Origin of the sequence: Bacillus sp. DC4300-2b2 (genome assembly GCF_049895685.1) — a bacterium.
Classification (GTDB): Bacteria; Bacillota; Bacilli; order Bacillales; family Bacillaceae; genus Bacillus; species Bacillus safensis.
The window spans coordinates 690,934-713,160 of the sequence record NZ_JAFCSW010000001.1 but is presented as its reverse complement, the minus strand read 5'-3'; the positions used below and the strand labels follow the sequence as shown (position 1 = coordinate 713,160).

The following is a 22,227-nucleotide window of genomic DNA, read 5'->3' as shown; positions in this document are numbered from 1 at the left end:
GTACATAACAAACGGAAAGAGGAGGAAATAAAAGATGAACATGAAGAAAGCAATGTTAACCATTCCACTGAGCGCAGCGTTACTATTCCCAGCGGCTCATAGCGCAAGTGCACACGAAGGACATATGCATGGGGAGGCGAAGAAGACGTCTTCGTCACAAGAGGTTTCAAATAAAGCAACAGATCTTCGAGCAGCACTAGATCAGCTGTTTTCAGAGCATGCCTATTTAGCGGTGATCACGATGCAAAAAGGAATTGACGGCAGTAAAGACTTCGATCAAGCAGCGGCGGCTTTAAATGACAACACGAATGACTTATCAGATGCAATAGCCTCTGTGTATGGTAAAAAAGCAGGCAAACAATTCAAAGACATTTGGTCAAGTCATATCGGCTATTTTGTTGACTATGTACAAGCCACAGCGAAAAAAGATGATGCAGGTAAAAAGAAAGCGATCAAGCAGCTTGACCAATATCGAATGAAACAAGCCGATATGCTCGATCAAGCAACAGACGGCAGACTGAAAGCAAGTGAGCTTGAAGAAGGCTTGAAGATGCATGTGAACGAACTGTTAAAAGCGTTTGATAGCTATAATGAAAAGGATTTTGATACGACCTATGAAACGGTGAGAAAATCCATTCATCATATGTTTGAGGTAGGAAAAGGCGTGTCATGGGCCATCACAGATCAATTTCCTGGGAAATTTGATCAAAAGTCAGTGGATACACCAGCAGCGGATCTTCGTGAAGATTTAAACTACTTGTTCTCAGAGCATTTGGCACTCGCAGTAGTTGCCATGCAAAAAGGAAATGATGGCAGCAAGGACTTTGAGCAAGCAGCAGCGGCTTTAAATGAAAACACAAATGATTTATCTGATGCAATTGCATCTGTTTATGGTAAGGATGCAGGCAAACAATTCAAAGACATTTGGTCAAGCCATATCGGTTACTTAGTTGATTATGTCAAAGCGGATGCATCAGGGGATCATCAAGCAAAAGAAAAGGCTGTCAAAGATTTAGATGCGTATCGAATGAAGCAAGCGAAATTCCTAGATCAAGCGACAGATGGACGTTTGAAGGCAGCTGATTTAGAAGCTGGTTTGAAAACACATATTGATGAGCTGATCAAAACATATACGTCTTATCATAATGGTGAATATGATCAGCTTTACCCGACAGTGAGAGAGGCTTATGGTCATATGTTCATGGTTGGTCAGGATGTCGCAGCAGCGATTGTTGATCAGCATCCTGAGCTGTTCAAATCGAACATGCCTAATGAAATGCCGAAAACAGGTATGGGGGGCACAGCCGGTCCTTTAGGCATGTCCTATGAAGCATTTGTGGGAATGATCGCAAGTTTGATCCTCGCAGGCGGCGTGGCAGGTGCATTCTTCCTTAATCGCCGTAAGGCATCAAATTCTAACTCATAAAGACAGACGGGAACGTGCACAATCGTGCCGTTCCTTTCTTCAAAAGGAGGCCGGCTTAGATGAAGAATTGGCTGCTCAGCATTCTTTCATTTCTCATCATCACAGGCTGTTCATTACAGTCAATGGATGAATCGTCATCCTCAAAAAACATATCAGCTTCTAAGGAAATGACCACACATCAAGCTGAGAAACAGAACCACTCACACGATACATTAAAAGACGAGCCATCTGGTATAGTACCAGCTGAAATCGCCATTCCCGCTATTGATGTCAAAGCAAAAGTGGAGAAAACAGCTTTATTAAAGGATGGCAGTATGGGTGTCCCTCAGGATACAGACAACACGGCTTGGTTTGAAGATGGTCCAAAACCGGGGGATAAAGGGAATGCCGTCATGAATGGCCATGTAGATAATAAATGGGGGCCATCGGTATTTTATCGATTAAAGGAGTTAAAAAAGGGAGACAAGGTGATCGTCACGTCCTCATCGGGGAAAAAGCGAAGCTTTGAAGTCATAAAAGTTAGAAGCTATCCGCGTGAAGAGAAGCCTAATGCGTTTTTTGGATACGCCTTTACACGGAATCTCAATTTAATCACTTGTACAGGGACATTTGATCATGCAGCAGGCACGCATGAAAAAAGATTGGTTGTCTTTACCCAGATGATCTCTTCATAAAGAAGGCGGATACACGATGGTGTACGCCTTTTTTTCGTGGTTTTCGCAAGTATCTTTCAAAAAGATTCATAGGACATTAGATATGGTTAGTTGTATAAATAGGGGCATTTGTCATATAAATGAGTTGGCAATTTTTATTTCTTTTCAGTAGAATATGAGTAATGAAGAGAACTGCAAGCGTATACAACCTGTCCAGACAAGGCAGATTCTCCACCCCTACATAAGGAGGCCGATCTGATGCTGAGTAAAAGACTGGCGCACATCTTAAGTCAGCTCATGGCAGCTGAGACCCCGCTCACAAGCGCTGCACTATCTGCCAGTTTACAAGTGACAAGCCGCACCATTCGTACAGACATAAAGGAACTGAACGACCGTCTTGCCCCTTATCAAGCGGCTGTAACAGCTGTAAGAGGAGCTGGCTATGAGCTGTTGATCAACGATGAGAATGCCTTTCGCCGTTTTATGAAGGAGGAGGTTGAGCAGGAAGAGCCGCTTGCTGTGCTGCCAGAGGAGCGAGTTCGGTTTATTTTAAAAAGGCTTCTTTTGGCAGAATCCTATGTGAAGCTGGAGGATTTACAGGAGCAGCTGTTTATTAGTAAATCGACGATGAGCAACGATGTGAAATCGGTCAAACGTAAGCTGGAGCCCTTTGATCTGAAGCTGGAAGCGAAGCCGAGCAAAGGGTGCCGGATCAAGGGATCAGAGATGAAAATTCGTTATTGCATGTCAGAATATTTATTCAATGAACGTCGTTCTTATCAAACGATGCTGAACACAGCGGTCACCATTTTGCCAAAGCATGAACTCGAATTGCTTCAGAAAACAATGATAGATTATATCAATGAGGAAGGCATGAATCTATCAGACATTTGCATGAATAATTTAATCGTTCATGTTGCTATTGCCTGCAAACGAATTAGACACGGAAACTATGTATCTGTTCTTCCAGAGGAAATCAGCGAAATTCCGCGGGCAAAGGAATACAGGGTCGCTAAAAAAATGGTGGAGCGTCTTGAAGGGCTGCTGGATGTCTCATTTCCACAAGAGGAAATCGTCTATATCACCATTCATTTACTAGGAACAGCCAAAATGGTACAGTCCTTTTCCTCGAGCGGTCAAAAACAAATTGTCGATGATGACACGAGTCGGCTTGTACAGCTCATGCTGAAGGCCATTGATCAAAAATTGCAGCTTGATTTAGCCGGCGATACGGAACTAATGATTGGATTGAGTCTGCACTTAAAGCCTGCCATCAACCGATGTAAATATGGAATGAACTTAAGAAATCCGATGCTTGATGAAATAAAAGCGGGGTATCCACTTGCCTTTGAAGCGGGGATTATCGCCAGCAGGGTCCTTGAAGAAGAGGAGGGGCTGAGTATTCATGAGAATGAAATCGGATATATGGCGCTTCATTTTGGTGCGGCTTTAGAGCGGAGGAAAATGGAGATCCCGCCGAAGCGATGTCTCATTGTCTGTGCGTCTGGTGCAGGAAGTGCGAGGCTGCTGCAGGATCGTTTGCGGTCTCAATTTGGGTCAAAGCTGACCATTTTAGGAACAGCAGAGCTATATTCGCTTCCGCATGTCTCTTTACATGCACTGGATTTGATTATTACAACCATTCCAATTCATATGGAATTACCGGTTCCAGTCATTCAAGTGAACACCATTTTGGGAGGCGGCGATTTTTTAAAAATTGAAGAAGCCCTGACGAGTGAAACAAGGGTGACATTGGCCTCGCAATATATGAAAAAGGAATTGGTTTTTACAAAACGCGCCTTTCACACAAAGGAAGAGGTCATCACCTTTTTAACGCAAAAAGTCATCGATATGGGATTAGCGCCAGCTGAGCTCACACCATCTGTCATGGAAAGAGAAGAGGCTGCCCCTACCTCTTTTGGACATTATACGGCGATTCCGCACCCGATGACGCCGCTGACAGATGAGACGTTTTGGGCGATATGTACATTAGAAAAACCAATCATTTGGGGAGAGAAAAAGGTTCAATTTGTCTGCCTGCTTTGTGTCGAAAAAGAGAATGCCAAAGATTTAAAAGGCATGTACCGCCTGCTGGGGGAGCTTGTGCATAATGTGAAATTCATTCAGCACCTGATCGCCTGTGATACATTTGAAGACATGCTTGATATCATGTATAAAAAGGCTCCTTCGTACAAGAACTAACTGTGTGATATTAACTTTTTCCGCTTCCTAAAGGAAAAAGTATGGGTGTTTATGAAAGCGGTTTCATAATATGATGAATGTGTAAAGAATAGCTTCACACTTTGAAAAGGGGGCGTTTACACATGAACATCTTATTGGTTTGCGCAGCAGGTATGTCTACAAGCTTACTTGTCACAAAAATGGAGAAAAGCGCACAAGAACAAGGAAAAGATTATCGTATTTGGGCAGTATCTGGAGATTCTGCGAAAAATCATATTGATCAAGCCGATGTGCTTTTATTAGGACCTCAGGTTCGATATTTATTACCGCAAATGAAAAAGCTCGGAGAAGAAAAAGGAATACCAGTAGACGTAATTAATACCGTGCATTATGGCGTATGTAATGGCGCCGAGGTTTTAAAATCTGCTGAACAGCTAGTGAACGGATAAAGGGGGCGGAGGGGATGAATGGATTCAACCGATTTCTAGAAGAGAAGGTCATGCCGTTTGCAGGGAAGATTGCCGCTCAAAGACATTTACAAGCATTGCGTGACGGAATTGTTTTAACGATGCCTCTCATTATTGTCGGTTCACTGTTTCTCATTTTAGCCAACCTTCCGATCCCAGGATACAGCGATTTTATGGCAAGTATCTTCGGAGCAGAATGGGCCACGAAACTATCCTATCCTGTTAATGCAACCTTTGACATTATGGCACTTGTTGCAACCTTCGGGATTGCTTACAGGCTGGCTGAAAAGTATGCCGTTGATGCACTATCATCTGGTGCGATCGCTGTTGCGGCTTTCCTGTTGGCTACTCCATATCAAGTACCTTTCACACCTGAAGGCTCAACAGAAGCTATCCTAGTAGGCGGGGGCATTCCTGTCACACTGATGGGCAGTAAAGGCTTATTCGTTGCCATGATTATTGCCATGCTTTCAACCGAAATTTACCGCTTTATTGTACAGCGGAATATCGTCATCAAAATGCCTGATGGTGTACCGCCAGCAGTCAGTAAATCGTTTATTGCACTTATTCCAGGTTTTGTGGTCATCACACTGATCTGGGTCGCTAGACTTGTGATTGAGATGACACCTTTTGAGAGTATTCATAATATCATCACCGTCTTAATTGGCACACCGCTTTCCATTCTTGGTGGCAGCTTAGGCGGCAGTATCGTTGCGATGGGTGTGCAAATGCTCCTATGGGCATGTGGTATTCACGGAGCAACCATTGTCGGGGGCGTCATGGGGCCAATTTGGCTCGGTGCAATGGATGAGAACCGTCTTGCATTCCAAGCAGGAGAAGTGCTGCCGAATATTTTCACAGCGCAGTTCTTTGAAATCTTCATCAACGTCGGCGGAAGCGGTGCAACGCTTGCTTTGGTGCTGACCATGATCTTACGTGCCAGAAGTAAACAAATGAAACAGCTTGGCCGCCTTGCCATTGGGCCAGCCATCTTTAACATCAACGAGCCGATCATTTTTGGAATGCCGATTGTGATGAACCCAATGCTTCTCATTCCATTTATCCTTACGCCAATCATGATGATCATCACCACATATATCGGAATGAGCACAGGGCTTGTGGCAAAACCTGCAGGGATTGCTGTTCCATGGACCATGCCGCCAATCATTTCAGGCTATCTCGCCACAGGAGGCAAAATCTCTGGTGCTGTCATGCAGCTGATTAACCTTGCGTTGTCATTTGCTCTATACTACCCATTCTTTAGAATGTGGGATAAGCAGAAATTGAAAGAAGAAAGTGAACTAGAAACAAAAGCATCAGCTGATGAAAATGTTGTCAGCATGTAATAGAGGGAACAAGGGGGATGCGGCCGATGGAAATGGAACAAATTGTGTTTCAACTCATCCTGCACGGCGGAAATGGCAGAAGCTCAGCGATGGAAGCCATTACGTGTGCAAAGCAAGGTAATTTTGATGAGGCGAAGCAAAAAATGCAGGAAGCACAAGACGCGTTAAATGAGGCGCATCACGCACAGACAGAGCTGATCCAAGGAGAAATCAGGGGCGAAAAGACGGATATTAGCCTCCTCATGATTCATGCGCAGGATCATCTCATGAACGCAATGACCGTTAAGGAGCTCGCAGCAGAAATCATTGAGCTCCATGAAAAAATGAAGCAACTCGGAGGTGTCAATTCATGAAAGAAGGAATCAAAATTGTCACAATAGGCGGTGGATCGAGCTATACGCCTGAGCTCATCGAAGGGTTTATTAAACGATATCATGAATTGCCTGTAAAGGAATTATGGCTTGTGGATATTGAAGCGGGTCAGGAAAAGTTAAACATCGTGGGCGCTCTGGCGAAACGTATGGTCGAAAAAGCAGGTCTGCCGATTGAGGTACACCTGACTCTTGACCGCCGGGAAGCCTTGAAGGACGCAGATTTTGTGACGACACAATTTCGTGTAGGACTACTGGAAGCACGGGCAAAGGATGAGAGAATACCGCTTAAATACGGCGTCATCGGTCAGGAAACGAACGGACCAGGCGGTTTATTTAAAGGCCTTCGGACCATCCCAGTCATTTTAGACATTGTAAAGGATATGGAAGAGCTTTGCCCAGACGCATGGCTTGTGAACTTTACGAATCCAGCCGGCATGGTTACAGAAGCTGTTTTACGCTACACGAATCTAAAAAAAGTCGTCGGTCTATGCAATGTGCCGATTGGGATCAAAATGGGAATCGCTAAGGCGCTTGAAGTAGATGTAGAACGCATTGAGGTGCAGTTTGCCGGTCTCAATCACATGGTCTATGGATTAGACGTATATTTAGACGGGGTCAGCATTATGGATCAAGTGCTTGATGAACTAGGAAATCCGAACAGCCAGTGGTCCATGAAAAACATTGAAGCGAAAAACTGGGAGCCTTCTTTTGTGAAAGGATTAGGGGTCATCCCATGTCCGTATCACCGCTATTACTATAAAACGAAAGATATGCTGGAAGAAGAACAAAAGGCGGCTCAAGAAAAAGGAACTCGAGCGGAGGTTGTACAGCAGGTCGAGCGGGAACTATTTGAGCTTTATAAAGATCCTGATTTGTCGATTAAACCACCGCAGCTCGAAAAAAGAGGCGGAGCCTATTACAGCGATGCGGCTTGTAACTTAATCAGCTCCATCTATAATGATAAGCACGACATTCAACCAGTCAATACAGTGAACAGAGGGGCGATTGCCAGCATTCCGGCTGAATCAGCTGTTGAAGTAAACTGTATCATTACGAAGGACGGACCAAAGCCAATCGCGACAGGTGATCTGCCTGTAGCTGTCAGAGGGCTCGTTCAACAAATCAAATCATTCGAGCGTGTGGCAGCTGAAGCGGCTGTAACTGGAAATTACGAGACGGCTCTTGTTGCGATGACAATCAACCCGCTCGTCCCATCTGACGAGATTGCAAAGCAAATTTTAGATGAAATGCTTGAAGCGCATCGTGAATATTTACCGCAATTCTTCAAATCAGTCAATGCTTAACACATATTGAATGACCCCTTTTATGGGGTCATTTTTTATGATTTCTTCATATGGAACTGGAGAAAGAAGTGTATGATAGAAAAAACAGCATGTATGGCTTCAAAGAAAGGACTGTTGGAATATGGTTGCAATTGGTTTAATGCTTTACGGGTTTGTCGTACAGCCTATCATGAGTTATGGCACAGTGATCTTGTTTTTGTATGGCCTTATTGCTTCATTTGTTGGTCTCATTCGGCATAAGGGCTATGTGTGGATCTATGTTCTCCGTCTGCTTGTTTGTTTCACCATTCCAGTGACCAACCTATTGATGTATTTCGCAACGATTGGAGGAGATGCAAGAAAGTTTGATTTCCAGCCGATGCCGCTTGTTTACTATCTTGTCTTTATCCTAGAAATCATGATCATCTTTTTGCCAGAGATTTTTTTACTGATCGAAAGAAAGCGGAGCATCAAGGGGAAACAGTGGATATACGTCGGGGCAATTGTTGCGGTATCGGTCTTGTTTTGGTGCACGATTTGATGGTAAGCAGACGAGTCAACTAAGTCTTTTTCGCCTTTTGTTTCTGTAACTTCTTTCGTCTAACCTTTACAAAAGAGATGGAAAGAGCAAGGATAGAAATCCCAAGCGCCTTAAATAGAAATCGGGTGAGGAACGGTGAATCGTCGAAGCCAGTAGCGACAATCATCGATCCGATACAGATCCCAATGAACGCTAATAGATAAGTAAAAAACATACCATCCCTCCTTAATTTATTACCATTATAAGGTATATTGGAGAGGTTAATAAACAAAAAAGAACCCTTCGTGAATGAAAGGTTCTTTTACATGATTATGCTTGCTTGACGACCGAGTCAACTTCAACTGTCCAGCCGAAGATGTCTGGCTGTGTTCCTTTTTGGATGCCAGTAATGGCTTCATACAATTTCTTGGATACTTCGCCTGTTTGACCATTTTGGATCACATATGGCTGATCATGATAAATTAATTCCCCGACAGGAGAGATCACGGCTGCCGTTCCAGTCCCAAAGATTTCTTCAAGCTCGCCAGATTGATGTGCTTCAATTAACTCATCAATTGAAATTTTGCGCTCTGTGACTGGAATTCCCCAATGCTTTAACAGCTCAAGTACAGAGTTACGTGTGATGCCTTCTAAAATGCTGCCGTTCAATTCAGGCGTCACGATTTCTCCGTTGATTTTAAAGAAGATATTCATGCTGCCGACTTCTTCAATGTATTTTTTCTCGACTCCATCAAGCCAAAGAACTTGTGAAAATCCTTTCGTTTCAGCCACTTGCTGTGCTTTAAGGCTTGATGCATAGTTTCCAGCTGTTTTGGCATTTCCTGTTCCACCCTTAACGGCACGGACAAACTCATTTTCAACAGCAATTTTGACCGGATGAATGCCTTCTTTATAGTATGATCCCACTGGAGATAAGATAATGATCAGCTTATACGTGCTAGACGGTGCAACGCCTAAATACGGCTCAGTGGAAATAATGAATGGACGAATATACAAGGAAGTGCCCTCTGCATCAGGTACCCAATCCTTATCAATGCGAATGAGTTCATTTAAGCCCTCTAATACTGTTTCTGAATCAATTTGCGGAATACACAGGCGGTCATTGGATCTGTTTAAGCGTTCCATGTTCTTTTCCGGACGGAATAAGAGAATTTTTTGATCCTCAGAAACATAAGCCTTTAAGCCTTCAAAAACAGATTGACCATAATGGTAGACCATCGAAGCTGGGTCCATTGGAATAGCCTGATAAGGAATGATTCTTGGATCATACCAGCCTTTATCAATTGAATAATCCATCACAAACATGTGATCTGTGAAGATTTTTCCGAATTCAAGTTGATCAGATTGAGGTTTTGGTTTTTTTGTTGAACTAAGTTCAACGCGGATGGGTTGTTTTGGCATTGTAAATCTCCTTGCTGTTTGATTATTTGAAAATTCTAATAATATGAAATAATTATGATTCTATTCTATACCTTCACAAAATATTAGCAATAGGTTTTCTGGAATTCAGACAAGAAAAATCTGTTAAAGCGCTTTCCTTCTCTCTGCTGTCAGTTTGGCTCATATCCCCCCTTTTTAAAAAAGAAATAAAATCCAAATACATTATTAACTGATTAATCTGACAATTTAAAAACGAATGGTTTTCCTGTAAGATATTCTTTCAACCATACACCTTTTGACTAGTACATTGCAAGGGACATTGTCATATTTTAATCCTCTTTTTTTTAACCGATAAAGGAAGAAGAGAAGGGAAAGGAGCAAACAACAAGATGAAACGAGTGATACCAAGCATTTTACTCATTGTATTCATGTCCATGATCAGCTTTGGCTGTCAGGCGATGACAGAGGAAGCTGGTGCTAAGCAAAGCACAGCTTATTACGTAGCGGTAAACGGAAACGACAAAAACCCGGGAACAAAGCAAAAACCTTTCCGCACGCTGAAAAAAGCAGCAAGTATGGCGAAGGCTGGGACAACCATTTACATGAGAGGCGGTACATACAAAGAGAAATTGATTGTCCGTTATTCCGGAACAAAGAAAGCACCCGTTGTCTTTCAAGCTTACGGAAAAGAAAAACCTGTGATTAGTGGGGCATCCCTTAAAGGAAATCAAGCCGATGGCGGTCTTGTCACGGTCGATCAAAAGAGCTACATCACCCTCAAAGGCCTCACTGTAGGACATCTTAAGACGAATAAAGAAGATTTAACACCAGTTGGTATTTTCATTAAAGGAAGCGGTAAAGGCGTAAAACTGCTCAATAACCGAGTGTATGACATTCAGACGAAACATGAAAATGGAAATGCACATGGAATTGCTGTCTATGGGACAAAAGCTCCTGCAGCAATAGAAGACATTGAAATCAAAGGAAATACCGTTGAAAAATTAAAACTGGGCTTCAGTGAAGCGCTTGTGCTAAATGGAAACGTCAAAAAGTTCCGTGTGACACATAACACGGTCCGGCACACTGATAATATTGGCATTGATTTAATTGGTTTCGAGAACGTAGCACCCTCTAAAAAGTATGATCAAGTTAGAAATGGAGTCGTCTCTAGAAACAAGGTATATGAGATTACGAGTGCAGGGAACCCAGCCTATGGAAGCGACATCTCCGCTGGCGGAATTTATGTTGATGGCGGAAAAGACATTGTGATCGATCATAACATCTCACATCACAATGACCTGGGGATTGAAGTCACAAGCGAACATAAAGGAAAAATGGCAGATCGCATCCGCATCGAACACAATCAAGTATATTTAAACCGTTATACAGGCATATCTATTGGCGGCTATGATACGAAGCGTGGCGGTACAACCAATACGACGATTTCACATAATATTTTGTACAAAAATGACACAGCCGGCTTAGAAGGCGGCCAATTGCTAATGCAGTATCAAGCAGTGAACAATCGAATCACGAATAATATCATGACGGCTAGCGCCTCGCATTACTTAGTCGTGAATCTTTATCAAGTGAACCAAAAGAATACCTTCCAGAAGAACGTTTATGATGATCGCAAAGGTGCGAAAGCATCACAGTGGATTTGGCGCGGGAAATGGATGGAAGGCTACAAAACCTATCTCTCTAAAAGCGGTCAAGATAAAGGATCAGCCCATCTCAACCCACAATTTGTGAATGAGAAAAAATATGATTTCCGTCTGAAGAAATCATCACCTGCTAAGAAAATTATCGGAAGCTGATGATATTTTAGAAATTTTCAAAAAAGTCATTGACATTGATGTGACATCACATTAAAGTAAAGAAGACATTTCAACGAAAACAAATTTCATAACGGATCTCTTATCAAGAGAGGCAGAGGGACTGGCCCTATGACGCCCAGCAACCGTTTCTATTGTAGAAATTGGTGCTAATTCCTGCAAAGCTGTTACAGCTTTGACAGATAAGAGAGGAAGACTTCCCGATACATGTTTCATGCAACGGTGATCAAGCCTCTCTTTCCAAGAGAGGCTTTTTTTCGTCTCTTTTTCGAATCAAATGCCTGTTTGACAGGCGTATTTCCACTTTTTTACCTAGTTTTCCGATGTGAAAAATTTAAAACAACTTGAGGAGGAACAGCAATGAAGCGTAAGCATTTTACATCATTTCTTGTCTTATTAACGGCATTAACCGTCCTATTATCTGGCTGCGGCACTGGATCAAGTGCAGGCTCAAAGGCAAATGCAAACGAAAAAGTCTCTTTTGACAATGTACCGAAGCGATTTGCAAAGGGACAGGGGGCTAAAATTAAAGTGATCCGCAAAATTGGAGGAGACGATCATACAGCTCAATTTTTAGCTGGAACGAAGGCAGAAGGTGAAGCACTCGGCTTTACGGTAGATGTCTACACCGCAAATGGTGATACAGCAAAATTCCATGATGCCATCTCTCAGGCGCTGGAGGAAAATTATGATGGCTTTATCATCTCTCACGGGGACGACGAGGCGACAGTCGCTGATGTGAAAAAGATCACAGCGAAAGGCATTCCAGTTGTAGCATTTGATTCAAATCCTAAGCTAAAGGACATCAAAGGAGTCACAGTGACGTCTCAAGATGACGAACAATTAGCGAAAAAATCATTAGACGCGCTCGTGTCTGATTTTAAAGGAAAAGCAAATATTGCGTACCTGTGGGTAGATGGATTCCCGCCAATGGTGAGACGAAACAAGGTCTATCAAGAAACGCTTAAACAACATTCAGGGATCAAGGAGCTTGACCGCTTTGGTGTAGCCTCTTCTGATACGTCTGTTCAAACGCAAAATGCAGTAGCAGCCATGCTGAATAAGTATCCAAAGGGCAAACTGGACGCTATTTTTGCCACATGGGATGCCTTTGCCATTGGGGCAGCAAGAGCGTTAAAGGAAGCAGGAAGAACAGAAGTGAAGATTTATGGGATTGATGTGTCAAATGCTGATCTTCAAGAAATGACAGCGAAGGACAGTCCATGGAAGTACACAGCAGCGGTTGATCCGAAGCTCATCGGCGCAGTCGACGTGAGGATTCTTGCGAAGAAAATAGCTGGTGAGAAAACACCATCTTCCTATGACCTTGAGGCCTCTCTCATCTCGCAAAAGCAGCTTCAACAAGCAGGAAAAGCCATTAACATGGTCAATCTTGCAGACGAAGTGAAGGGATTCGGTTCATCGACTGCTTTTGAGGAAGATTGGATGAAGACCTTGAAGAAGCATTATACAAAATAAGCGACGTGCACTCTCTTTCCATAGAGGGTGTTTCGTTTTTCAGATGATATCAAGAGAAGGAGGACACCTATGACAGCGCCGCTTGTTCGTATGAAAAATATTTCAATTGAATTCCCAGGGGTCAAAGCTTTAGATCAAGTGAATTTCACATTAAAAAAAGGGACGGTCCATGCACTAATTGGAGCAAATGGTGCTGGGAAGTCCACGTTAATGAAGGTTCTTTCTGGCGCTCATTCCCACTTCGACGGAACCATCCACATCAATGGCCAGGCGGCAACCATTCAAACCCCAAAGGATGCATCCTCATATGGTGTGCAGACGGTCCATCAAGAAGTGGATACGGCTCTTGTTCCCTACTTAAGTGTTGGCGAGAATATGATGATGCATGAGATTGAGAAAAAAACATTTGTCAGCTGGAAAGAGCTGCATCGCAAGGCGGCTCAGCTATTAAAAGAAATGGACATCGACATCTCCACAAAACGACTTGTCAGCGATCTGACCCTTGCTGAAAAACAGATGGTGCTCATTGCTAAGGCCGTTTCCATTCAATGCAGCATTTTAATCTTAGATGAACCAACAGCTCCGCTTAGTCATGCAGAAACAAGCAAATTATTCTCCATGATTGATCGGCTGAAACAGTATGGGACAGGGATCGTGTTTATCTCCCATCGCATGCCCGAAATTTTCACCATCTGTGATGAACTGACAGTGATGCGAAATGGAACGGATGTTGCAGCCCACCTTGTCAAAGACACAAATCCGCAGCAAGTCATTGAAGAAATGCTAGGTGCGCCATTAGAGGAGCAATTCCCGTCTCGCAGGCCACTGAAAGATGCACCTATTGTGCTGGAAGTGAAAGAGCTAAACGATCAACACAAATTAAACAACATTCACTTTTATGTCAAAAAAGGAGAAATTCTCGGGATCGCAGGACTTGTCGGTGCTGGAAAAACAGAATTGTGCAAAGCCCTTTTCGGTGCCACAGAAAAAAAGACGGGGATCGTGCAGCTGCATGGTCAAACCATTCACATCACATCGCCTCATCAAGCTGTGAAAGCTGGAATAGCCCTTGTGCCTGAAGAGCGGAGAAAAGAAGGGGTTCTGACCGAAGAGAGCGTGGGGTGGAACTTAACGGCTGCAAGTCTTCAATCATTTTCACGGATATTCAGCTTCTTACATCGTTCGAAGGAAAAGCAGGAAGCAGGCGACATCGTCAAACGGCTTGGTGTCAAAACGCCGTCTCTTGAAGCAAAGGTGAAGCACCTATCTGGTGGAAATCAGCAAAAGGTTGCCATCGGAAAATGGCTGCTGGCTGAGGCAGATGTGTATCTCTTTGATGAACCAACTAAAGGTGTAGACGTTGGAGCGAAAAAAGATATTTTCACTTTGATCGCAGAGCTTGCCGCCCGCGGAAAATCTGTCATTTATGCGTCGAGTGAGCTGTCAGAGATTGCAGGTATCGCTGACCGAGTATACGTGTTATATGATGGCAGCATTGCCCGGGAAATGACTGCACCGACGACTGAAGAGGAGCTTTTATATCATTCAACAGGAGGACAATCATGAGCGAACAGCAAATTCCAGCCCCTGTGCAGCAAATCAAAAAACAGCGGCCATCCTTTCATCTGTTTGATTTCTTTTATCGATATGGGACGATTTTAACCATTGTCGTGTTAATTGTGGTATTTGCGGCAGCGAATCCAGCGTTTTTGCAATCGGGAAATATCATCAATATTTTACGGTCTATCTCAATTGTGACCATCATTGCGGTGGGCTTAACCATCTCATTGGCAGTAAACGGTTTTGATTTATCAGTTGGATCAGTCGCTACGCTGTCAAATGCTATTGTCATTTCGATGTTCGTATGGTTCTCGCAAAACCCACTGATTGCAATCCTTTCTGCACTAGCGGCTTCTCTCATTGTTGGATTGTTAAATGCATGGATGATCGTCAAAATGAAAATTCCAGATATGCTCATGACATTAGCCATGATGTTTATCATTCAAGGGCTGGCTCAAACGTATACGAAAGGGGCGACCATTTCTGAAAATATGGTGCTGCCCGATGGCACGTTTTCAACGGGAACGATCCCTGCCTTTTTTAGCAAAATCGGACAGGTGCCATATATCATTCTCATTATGGCTGCCATTGTTCTATTTGCGCATGTTTTCATGACCTACACAAAGCATGGCAGATTCATGTACATCATCGGTGGGAATAAGGAAGCGGCTCGATTGTCTGGCATTCATGTGAACAAATACAAAATTGCGGCCTATCTGCTTTCTGCGTTATTTGCAGCGATCGGAGGTATCGTGCTGGCATCAAGGGTGATGACAGCAGAAATTAATGCTGGTGCACCATATTTAATGGATGGAGTAGCGGCTGCTTTTATCGGCTTTTCGGTCATGGGAGCAGGTAAGCCAAACGCATTTGGTACTTTTATCGGGGCTGTACTCATCGGGATCTTACAAAATGGGCTTGTGATGATGTCTGTTCCTTATTATGCAATGGATATTGTGAAAGGTTCTGTGCTGGCTCTTGCACTGGCGCTGACATATTACAAACAACGAGGCTAACTGCTTTTTTTTAAAACCATTCGAGTCCTCTCTCCGTCTAGTAAACGGAAAGCGGTGCAGCTGCCGTTTCCCAAAAGGAGATGACAAAGAAAATGAATATGTCAGCAACTCATGTTGAAGATTTGAAAAATGTCATGGAAGACTGGAAAAATGAACTATTAGTATATAAATTTGCATTAGATGAAATGGATACAAAGTTTTCGATTATCAGCCAGGAGTATAATTTAATCCATGGACATAACCCTATAGAGCATACAAAATCACGGATCAAATCCTTTGAAAGCATAGTGAATAAACTAGCAAGAAAAGGATGCGATATCACGACACAATGTGCCAAGGAGCATATCCATGATATCGCAGGTGTCCGCATCATCTGTTCTTTTATTCAAGATATCTATAATATTATGGATGTTTTGAGGCAAAGAGAGGATTTAAAGATTCTTGAAGTGAAGGACTACATTCAACATCCGAAACCAAATGGCTACAGAAGTCTTCACTTAATTGTTGAGATACCTGTTTACTTAACGAATCGAGTGGAGTATGTAAAGGTTGAGATTCAGGTGCGGACCATAGCGATGGATTTTTGGGCGAGTCTAGAGCATAAAATCTATTATAAACTGCAAAACGATGTTCCTCATCAACTGACTGATGAACTGAAGGAAGCCGCAGATATTGCCCATTACTTAGATGAAAAAATGCAAAATATCAAACGAGAAATTGATTAACACATAAAAAAGCAGCTGTGATCAAAACAGCTGCTTTTTTCATATTAAGGATTGGTTCCACGGTCTCTTTGTTGAATGATATCTTGAGATTGTGCAGTTTGGCTGTCTTTTTGAATGGAAGTACCAACAGAAACACCTGTTATCAAGAGGGTTAAAATCGCACTTGTGATAAGCCATTTCTTCATCATACATCACTCCATTTTCTTAACAAGTTTTTAAGGACAACGCCTTGTTTCTAAAATAAGAGGATTCTTCATGAAGTCCAAGATCCATTAAGTAAGCAGCTGCATCCTGACAAATAGCTTCAAGGTCAACAAGGAAATTCATCGATTCTAATTGATCACAATAAGACTTGATTTGCTCAATCATGTTGTCTGGCTGAATCATAAGTGTTTCTAAAATGGATAATTTAAGTGAAATGTTTCGTTGTTTTAAATTTTCTGCTTTTTGAAGTGAAAGCTGTACATAATAGTGGAACAAACCTGGCTTTTTCAGCTTAAATAGTGCTTTTGTGTAGGCGTACATGGCAAGTAAATAGCCGCCTGGAGAAGAGGTTTCGAATGTTTCTATCATTAAAGCCTTTTCTAGGAGTGGCACAGCTTCACTGTATTCATTTCTTAGACTTTTAATAAAGGCTGCATTGCAATAGGCGTGTCCAAGTAAATCTGGATCTTCTATCTGTTCTAGTGAATGAATTACTTCTTCGAACAACGATTCTGCCTCATCATATTTCGACTGATCCGCATAATTCAAAGCAAGCATCATTTGACAGCTGATTGATTTTTTCACATAACATGGATCTGCGTCGTAAATAGATGAAGCCATCTTTAAGTGGTGGATAGAGAGAAGCGTGGACCTAATATTATAGTAAAGACACCCTGTTTTATAATGAAATTCGGCTTTTTCAATGTCATCGTGCACGAGATCTAATTTATCCTCGGCCAATTTTAAATGGTGAAATGCTGTATCCTGATTGCCTCTGCGCATTTCATACATCCCTTTAAAGAAATAGAAATAATAGCTGAGCATATCATCCGTACGGATGGCATTTTCATCAACAAAAAGACTATGATCTAACGAAGCTGTATCTTCTATTAGATCTTTAAAACGGTACTCTAGCAGTTGATAGTAAAGTAAGACGTCTTGATTTTCTTCCATTCGATCAAACGCTTGAAGAATGTCTTCTTTTAACTGGATGGCACCTTGTATCTCTCTTTTTTTCATCATGACATACCAATCATTGAGCATATTTGCTACATCAACGGACGACAAAACACCTGCTTCTGCCAATTCATATCCTCCTTTCTTCATCTATCAAAATCCGTTCTTTTGAATCAACTTTCCATATTCCAGTATCTTCTTATATTTTAAGCTCTCTCATGCAGTTTGTAAAACATGTTTTTTGATGTAAATTCAACCAGTAGTGAAAGAAATAGGGAGACAGTGACATTTTGTATACGCTTACATATTTTTAGGTAAAAAGAGGGTTTTGAAAAAAATATACTACAATATCAATAAAGAGAGGAAGCCGGTTGTTGAGTTTGCTTTCGTATACTAGAAAGAAACATCATTTATCAAGGTGCTGCCTCATTTTTTGTAAGATTATCTTACATTATAATTGTGAATGACTCTTCTTTTAGAATAAAATGAGTTATTCGCAAAAAAGTAAAATTTAAAGAGACTATTGATCTAGAATTGTATGGATCTTTGGTATTGATAAAAAATATCACACACTATAGCTTTAGCGTGTTATAGTATTATTGTTATTGCGAATATTTAGACAAAACTGACAATGGGGGTCGTGTTTTATGAAGAAATCGATGTTATTGATCATGGGACTAATTGTTGTGCTTGTCATGGCAGCCTGTGGATCAAAGTCGGACAGTGGTTCGGGAGAAGGCAAAGGCACATATAAAATTGGGATAGATACAACGTATCCGCCATTTGAATTTGAAAAGGGCGGTAAATATGAAGGCATAGACGTTGATTTAATTAATGCAATCGCGAAAGATCAAGGCTTCAAAGTGAAGCTGGAAGCTATGGACTTCTCAGGTATCATTCCAGCAATGCAGGCAGGACAGCTTGATGTTGGAATGGGCGGGATGAGTATTACAGATGAGCGTAAGAAGAAAGTAGATTTCTCAGATCCTTACTTCGACGCTGGGCTGACAGTTGTTGTGAAAAAGGACAGCAGTATCAAATCAATTAATGATTTAAAGGGGAAAAAGCTAGCTGTTAAAAACGGGACGACTGGTGCAAAGTTCGCATCTGATAACGCAGATAAATATGGGTATGAAGTCGTTCAATTTAATGACAGCCCATCTATGTTCCAGGAAGTATCAAACGGAAATGCAGATGCCTTAATTGAGGATTATCCTGTCATTACGTATGCGATCGCACAACAAGATTTAAAATTGAAAACAGTTGGAGACCGCTTGAATGGAGACCAGTATGGTATCTCTGTCATGAAGGGGAAAAATCAAGACCTATTGAAGAAAATCAATAAAGGTCTGGAGAACCTAAAGAAAAACGGTGAATATGACAAAATTATTGATAAATATTTGAAGTCATAACACAAGCGAGGCGCGCTCCGAGCGCGCTTTCTTTATGTGTCAGCCGTATGTGAATTAGGGAGGGAGAAACATGGATACAATTATTAATGCATTTCCATATTTAATGGATGGTTTGCAAACCACTTTATATATCTTTGTTGTTGCCATCATTTTAGGTTTTATCATCGGGTTAATTGTGGCATTATTCCGTCTGTCACCATTTAAAATTTTAAATTTCATCGCACTCGTCTTTGTGAATGCCATTCGAGGCACACCATTTATCGTACAGCTATTCTTCATTTATTTTGGTTTGAATACACTTGAATTCATTTCGCTTGATCGAGTGCCCGCAGGTATTATTACAGTAGCGATTAATGCAGGCGCTTATTTCTCAGAAATTATTCGTGCAGGGATTCAGTCCATTGATAAAGGGCAAACAGAAGCTGCGCGCTCATTAGGCTTTACAGGGGGACAAAACATGCGCTTTATCGTCCTTCCGCAGGCATTCCGCCGCATGCTCCCAGCGATTACAAACCAGGCCATCATCAGCTTGAAGGATACATCTCTCTTATCTATTATCGGGATTGCCGATATTATGCAGCGAGGACAAGTTCAAGCATCGGCTACATTTGATCCATTGAATGTCTGGCTCATTGTCGGTGTCATTTATTTCGTGATCATTTATTTACTTTCTCTACTGGCTAGCTACGCAGAAAGGAGATTTGATATCAAATGAGTATGATTACGGTGAAAAACTTAAAGAAATCCTTTGGCGATCACGAAGTCTTAAAGGATATTAATGCAGTCATCGAGGAAAAGGAAGTAGTGTGTGTCATTGGTCCTTCTGGATCAGGGAAAAGCACGTTTCTAAGATGCCTCAATAAATTAGAAGATATCACTGCTGGAGAAGTCATTGTCCACGGACACACGATTACGGACCCAAAGGTGAATATCAATAAAGTACGACAAGAAGTAGGCATGGTGTTTCAGCACTTTAATTTATTCCCTCATAAAACCGTTTTAGAAAACATTACGATCGCACCGATAAAGGTAAAAGGCATTGAAAAGAAGGCAGCGGCCGAAAAAGCGTTAGACTTGCTTGAAAAAGTCGGCTTAAAAGACAAAGCCCAAAGCTACCCTAACCAATTATCCGGTGGACAAAAACAGCGTGTCGCCATTGCAAGAGCATTGGCAATGGATCCGAAAGTACTATTATTCGATGAGCCGACATCAGCTCTTGATCCTGAAGTTGTGGGGGATGTATTAGCTGTAATGAAACAATTAGCTGTCGAAGGCATGACCATGATTGTGGTGACACATGAAATGGGCTTTGCAAGAGAGGTAGGAGACCGTGTCATCTTTATGGATGGCGGATATATTGTCGAGGAAGACAAACCGGAAGCCCTCTTTGGAAACCCGCAGCATGAGCGTACAAAATCATTTCTTAGTAAAGTGTTATAAAAAGAGTAAGGGCATTGTATATGCTCTTACTCTTTTTTATGAATAAATGGGAGATAGATTTCCTAGGAAATATTAGCGCTGGAAGAATTCGATCCATTCTTGGTCTGGTCCTCTGAAAAAGAAGTAGCAATATCCATTTGGTAATGTCGTGATTTCTTCATCGATTAATTCAATTTGCAGCTTTTGAATACGATTGAATTCAGCGTGAATATTGTCTGTTGTGAAGGCGAGATGATGGACCTTCCCTTCAGATGGCAGGTCACTGCTGTAGCCTTGGATGAGCTCAATTTCCGTTTCGGTTTCATCTTTAAAACCGAGAAATGCAAGCTCAATCACTCCATTTGTATGAGTGATGCGGTCCTTTAATTTCATCCCCACCACTTTTTCATAAAAATCAATCGATTGATCAATATTCGAAACCATAATACCTGTATGATCTAAGCGTAATGTCGTCAAAAGAAGTGCCTCCTCTATGTCATGTTGATATTTTTCTCCTCATCTTATCATAATAGAAGTAACGTATACATTCATATGGTAGGATAGAGAGAGTCAATTTAGGATAAGGATGACACAAATGAAAAAAATCTCATTAAAACAAACATTTGCGGAACAAGTGAAAAAGGGATATCCGCTCATTTCCAAAGATGCGGTATCGCATGTGAACGGTGTACGGGAAGGCGAGCTCATTGAATGGGTGGATGAGCGAGGCGCTTTTTTAGGAAAAGGGTATTATGGTGTACAAAATAAAGGAATAGGCTGGGTTCTAACCTTTGATGATAACGAAAAAATAGATCAAGCTTTTTTTGTCTCTAGGCTTGAGCAGGCAGCGAAAAGCAGAACGCATTTATTTCGTGATGCACAGACGACTGCTTTTCGTGTGTTCAACGGAGAAGGGGATGGTATTGGCGGTGTCACGATTGATCATTATGACGGATTCTACCTCATCCAATGGTATAGCGAAGGAGTCTATACATTAAAGGCAGAAGTATTGGCTGCACTCGAGCACGTCTATCCAGACTATAAAGGTATTTATGAGAAGAAACGATTTGATACGTCTGGACAGTATATAGAAGATGATGATTTTGTGAAGGGAGAGAAAGGTGAATTTCCTCTCATTGTGAAAGAAAACGGCATGAACGTAGCAGTTTACTTAAATGATGGTGCGATGACGGGCATTTTCCTTGATCAGCGTCATGTGAGAAAAGCGATTCGAGATCGTTATGCAAAGGGAAAGACTGTGCTCAATACGTTTTCTTACACAGGTGCTTTCTCAGTAGCAGCTGCGCTTGGTGGAGCGAGCCGTACGACAAGTGTGGATGTTGCAAATCGCAGCTTGAAAAAAACATCTGAGCAGTTTGAAGTCAATGATATTGATGTGGACGGGCAGGATATCAAAGTCATGGATGTCTTTAAATATTTTCCGTTTGCAGCTAAAAAAGGCTGGACATATGATCTCGTCATCTTAGACCCGCCTTCCTTTGCACGAACGAAAAAGCACACATTCAGTGCGGCGAAGGATTATAAGAAGCTATTAAAAGAAGCCATGCAAATCACAGCTGAGAACGGCGTCATTGTGGCATCAACGAATAGCAGTGCATTTGGCATGAAGAAATTTAAAGGGTTTATTGCGCAGGCCTTTAAAGAATCAGGGCAAAGCTATCGGATACTTGAAGAATATACACTTCCTGAGGATTTCCGTACAACGAAGAATTATCCTGAAGGAAACTATTTAAAGGTTGTCTTCATACAAGCATAAGAAAAAGCCATTTCCGATAAGGAATGGCTTTCAGCGTGTAGACAAACCCTCGCATTCGCCCGCAGGTCTGCGCTCCGGTGCTCACGAATGTCAAATTCGCTCCGCTCCGGTACTCGTCCTTCCTAGACTGCAAAGGTTTTCTATCACGCTGAAAAGAAGACAAAGTGCTAAAATAAAGAACATTTTAGCACT

22 protein-coding genes and 1 riboswitch are annotated in these 22,227 nt (G+C 42.0%); of the genes, 17 read left to right on the top strand and 5 right to left on the bottom strand.

What is annotated here, in order from left to right; all coding sequences use genetic code 11:
- The first annotated feature begins 34 nt into the window (after positions 1 to 34).
- The 8 genes from ACP69X_RS03685 (at position 35) to ACP69X_RS03650 (ending at position 8,271) form a co-directional block, all read left to right on the top strand.
- Complete coding sequence (locus tag ACP69X_RS03685; protein WP_426052429.1) at positions 35 to 1,426, top strand: copper amine oxidase; 1,392 nt, start codon at positions 35 to 37, stop codon at positions 1,424 to 1,426.
- A gap of 59 nt (positions 1,427 to 1,485) precedes the next feature.
- The gene (locus ACP69X_RS03680; protein ID WP_247543933.1) at positions 1,486 to 2,100 is read left to right on the top strand and encodes a class F sortase; all 615 of its coding nucleotides are present in this window, start codon (positions 1,486 to 1,488) and stop codon (positions 2,098 to 2,100) included.
- Positions 2,101 to 2,337: 237 nt separating this feature from the next.
- On the top strand, positions 2,338 to 4,281 hold the full coding sequence (locus tag ACP69X_RS03675) for a BglG family transcription antiterminator (RefSeq protein WP_426052428.1): 1,944 nt from the start codon (positions 2,338 to 2,340) through the stop codon (positions 4,279 to 4,281).
- Between the two features lie 122 nt (positions 4,282 to 4,403).
- Entirely contained in the window at positions 4,404 to 4,709 is a 306-nt protein-coding gene (locus ACP69X_RS03670) for a PTS sugar transporter subunit IIB (protein WP_003214824.1), read from the top strand.
- A gap of 14 nt (positions 4,710 to 4,723) precedes the next feature.
- Positions 4,724 to 6,073, top strand: a complete 1,350-nt coding sequence (gene celB / locus ACP69X_RS03665; RefSeq protein ID WP_041087651.1) for a PTS cellobiose transporter subunit IIC — start codon at positions 4,724 to 4,726, stop codon at positions 6,071 to 6,073.
- A 26-nt stretch (positions 6,074 to 6,099) separates the two neighbouring features.
- Positions 6,100 to 6,426 carry a PTS lactose/cellobiose transporter subunit IIA gene (locus ACP69X_RS03660; RefSeq protein ID WP_039182451.1) on the top strand — a complete coding sequence of 109 codons (327 nt, stop codon included), beginning with the start codon at positions 6,100 to 6,102 and terminating at the stop codon, positions 6,424 to 6,426.
- On the top strand, positions 6,423 to 7,751 hold the full coding sequence (locus ACP69X_RS03655) for a 6-phospho-beta-glucosidase (RefSeq protein ID WP_426052427.1): 1,329 nt from the start codon (positions 6,423 to 6,425) through the stop codon (positions 7,749 to 7,751). Before ACP69X_RS03660 ends, ACP69X_RS03655 begins: the two co-directional genes overlap by 4 nt.
- A 121-nt stretch (positions 7,752 to 7,872) precedes the next feature.
- The gene (locus tag ACP69X_RS03650) at positions 7,873 to 8,271 is read left to right on the top strand and encodes a hypothetical protein (RefSeq protein WP_047202963.1); all 399 of its coding nucleotides are present in this window, start codon (positions 7,873 to 7,875) and stop codon (positions 8,269 to 8,271) included.
- A 19-nt stretch (positions 8,272 to 8,290) separates the two neighbouring features.
- On the opposite strand, the gene ACP69X_RS03645 is transcribed toward ACP69X_RS03650, so the two are convergent.
- Together ACP69X_RS03645 and ACP69X_RS03640 are read right to left on the bottom strand one after the other, a co-directional pair.
- A complete protein-coding gene (locus ACP69X_RS03645) occupies positions 8,291 to 8,485 on the bottom strand; it encodes a hypothetical protein (RefSeq protein WP_039182442.1) in 195 nt (64 codons plus the stop codon).
- A gap of 95 nt (positions 8,486 to 8,580) precedes the next feature.
- The gene (locus tag ACP69X_RS03640) at positions 8,581 to 9,672 is read right to left on the bottom strand and encodes a branched-chain amino acid aminotransferase (protein ID WP_039182437.1); all 1,092 of its coding nucleotides are present in this window, start codon (positions 9,670 to 9,672) and stop codon (positions 8,581 to 8,583) included.
- 368 nt (positions 9,673 to 10,040) lie between these two features.
- Between ACP69X_RS03640 and ACP69X_RS03635 the strand changes: the two genes are divergently transcribed.
- The 5 genes from ACP69X_RS03635 to ACP69X_RS03615 all read left to right on the top strand — a co-directional run bounded on the left by ACP69X_RS03635 (position 10,041) and on the right by ACP69X_RS03615 (position 16,266).
- Entirely contained in the window at positions 10,041 to 11,468 is a 1,428-nt protein-coding gene (locus ACP69X_RS03635) for a DUF1565 domain-containing protein (RefSeq protein ID WP_426052426.1), read from the top strand.
- 97 nt (positions 11,469 to 11,565) lie between these two features.
- A riboswitch (SAM riboswitch) is annotated at positions 11,566 to 11,675 on the top strand.
- Between the two features lie 171 nt (positions 11,676 to 11,846).
- Entirely contained in the window at positions 11,847 to 12,965 is a 1,119-nt protein-coding gene (locus ACP69X_RS03630) for a sugar ABC transporter substrate-binding protein (RefSeq protein ID WP_041087658.1), read from the top strand.
- Positions 12,966 to 13,034: 69 nt separating this feature from the next.
- The gene (locus ACP69X_RS03625; RefSeq protein WP_426052425.1) at positions 13,035 to 14,531 is read left to right on the top strand and encodes a sugar ABC transporter ATP-binding protein; all 1,497 of its coding nucleotides are present in this window, start codon (positions 13,035 to 13,037) and stop codon (positions 14,529 to 14,531) included.
- A complete protein-coding gene (locus ACP69X_RS03620; protein WP_426052424.1) occupies positions 14,528 to 15,541 on the top strand; it encodes an ABC transporter permease in 1,014 nt (337 codons plus the stop codon). Before ACP69X_RS03625 ends, ACP69X_RS03620 begins: the two co-directional genes overlap by 4 nt.
- A 92-nt stretch (positions 15,542 to 15,633) precedes the next feature.
- Positions 15,634 to 16,266 carry a GTP pyrophosphokinase gene (locus tag ACP69X_RS03615; protein WP_039182427.1) on the top strand — a complete coding sequence of 211 codons (633 nt, stop codon included), beginning with the start codon at positions 15,634 to 15,636 and terminating at the stop codon, positions 16,264 to 16,266.
- A 44-nt stretch (positions 16,267 to 16,310) separates the two neighbouring features.
- Here ACP69X_RS03615 and ACP69X_RS03610 read toward each other — a convergent pair whose 3' ends face one another.
- Positions 16,311 to 16,451 (bottom strand): hypothetical protein, encoded by a 141-nt coding sequence (locus ACP69X_RS03610; protein ID WP_175297111.1) that lies wholly within the window; start codon positions 16,449 to 16,451, stop codon positions 16,311 to 16,313.
- Between the two features lie 19 nt (positions 16,452 to 16,470).
- Entirely contained in the window at positions 16,471 to 17,556 is a 1,086-nt protein-coding gene (locus tag ACP69X_RS03605; protein ID WP_041087661.1) for a Rap family tetratricopeptide repeat protein, read from the bottom strand.
- 518 nt (positions 17,557 to 18,074) lie between these two features.
- On the opposite strand from ACP69X_RS03605, the gene ACP69X_RS03600 reads away from it, so the two are divergent.
- The 3 genes from ACP69X_RS03600 to ACP69X_RS03590 all read left to right on the top strand — a co-directional run bounded on the left by ACP69X_RS03600 (position 18,075) and on the right by ACP69X_RS03590 (position 20,279).
- Positions 18,075 to 18,839 carry a transporter substrate-binding domain-containing protein gene (locus ACP69X_RS03600; protein WP_024423857.1) on the top strand — a complete coding sequence of 255 codons (765 nt, stop codon included), beginning with the start codon at positions 18,075 to 18,077 and terminating at the stop codon, positions 18,837 to 18,839.
- 70 nt (positions 18,840 to 18,909) lie between these two features.
- Positions 18,910 to 19,554, top strand: coding sequence for an amino acid ABC transporter permease (locus ACP69X_RS03595; protein WP_024423856.1), 645 nt, complete (start codon positions 18,910 to 18,912; stop codon positions 19,552 to 19,554).
- The gene (locus tag ACP69X_RS03590) at positions 19,551 to 20,279 is read left to right on the top strand and encodes an amino acid ABC transporter ATP-binding protein (protein ID WP_041087662.1); all 729 of its coding nucleotides are present in this window, start codon (positions 19,551 to 19,553) and stop codon (positions 20,277 to 20,279) included. The genes ACP69X_RS03595 and ACP69X_RS03590 overlap by 4 nt, the downstream gene beginning before the upstream one ends.
- A gap of 72 nt (positions 20,280 to 20,351) precedes the next feature.
- On the opposite strand, the gene ACP69X_RS03585 is transcribed toward ACP69X_RS03590, so the two are convergent.
- Complete coding sequence (locus tag ACP69X_RS03585) at positions 20,352 to 20,735, bottom strand: VOC family protein (RefSeq protein WP_024423854.1); 384 nt, start codon at positions 20,733 to 20,735, stop codon at positions 20,352 to 20,354.
- Positions 20,736 to 20,853: 118 nt separating this feature from the next.
- Here ACP69X_RS03585 and ACP69X_RS03580 point away from each other — a divergent pair, with 118 nt between their 5' ends.
- Positions 20,854 to 22,035 carry a class I SAM-dependent rRNA methyltransferase gene (locus tag ACP69X_RS03580; protein WP_041087663.1) on the top strand — a complete coding sequence of 394 codons (1,182 nt, stop codon included), beginning with the start codon at positions 20,854 to 20,856 and terminating at the stop codon, positions 22,033 to 22,035.
- The last annotated feature ends 192 nt before the right edge of the window (positions 22,036 to 22,227 follow it).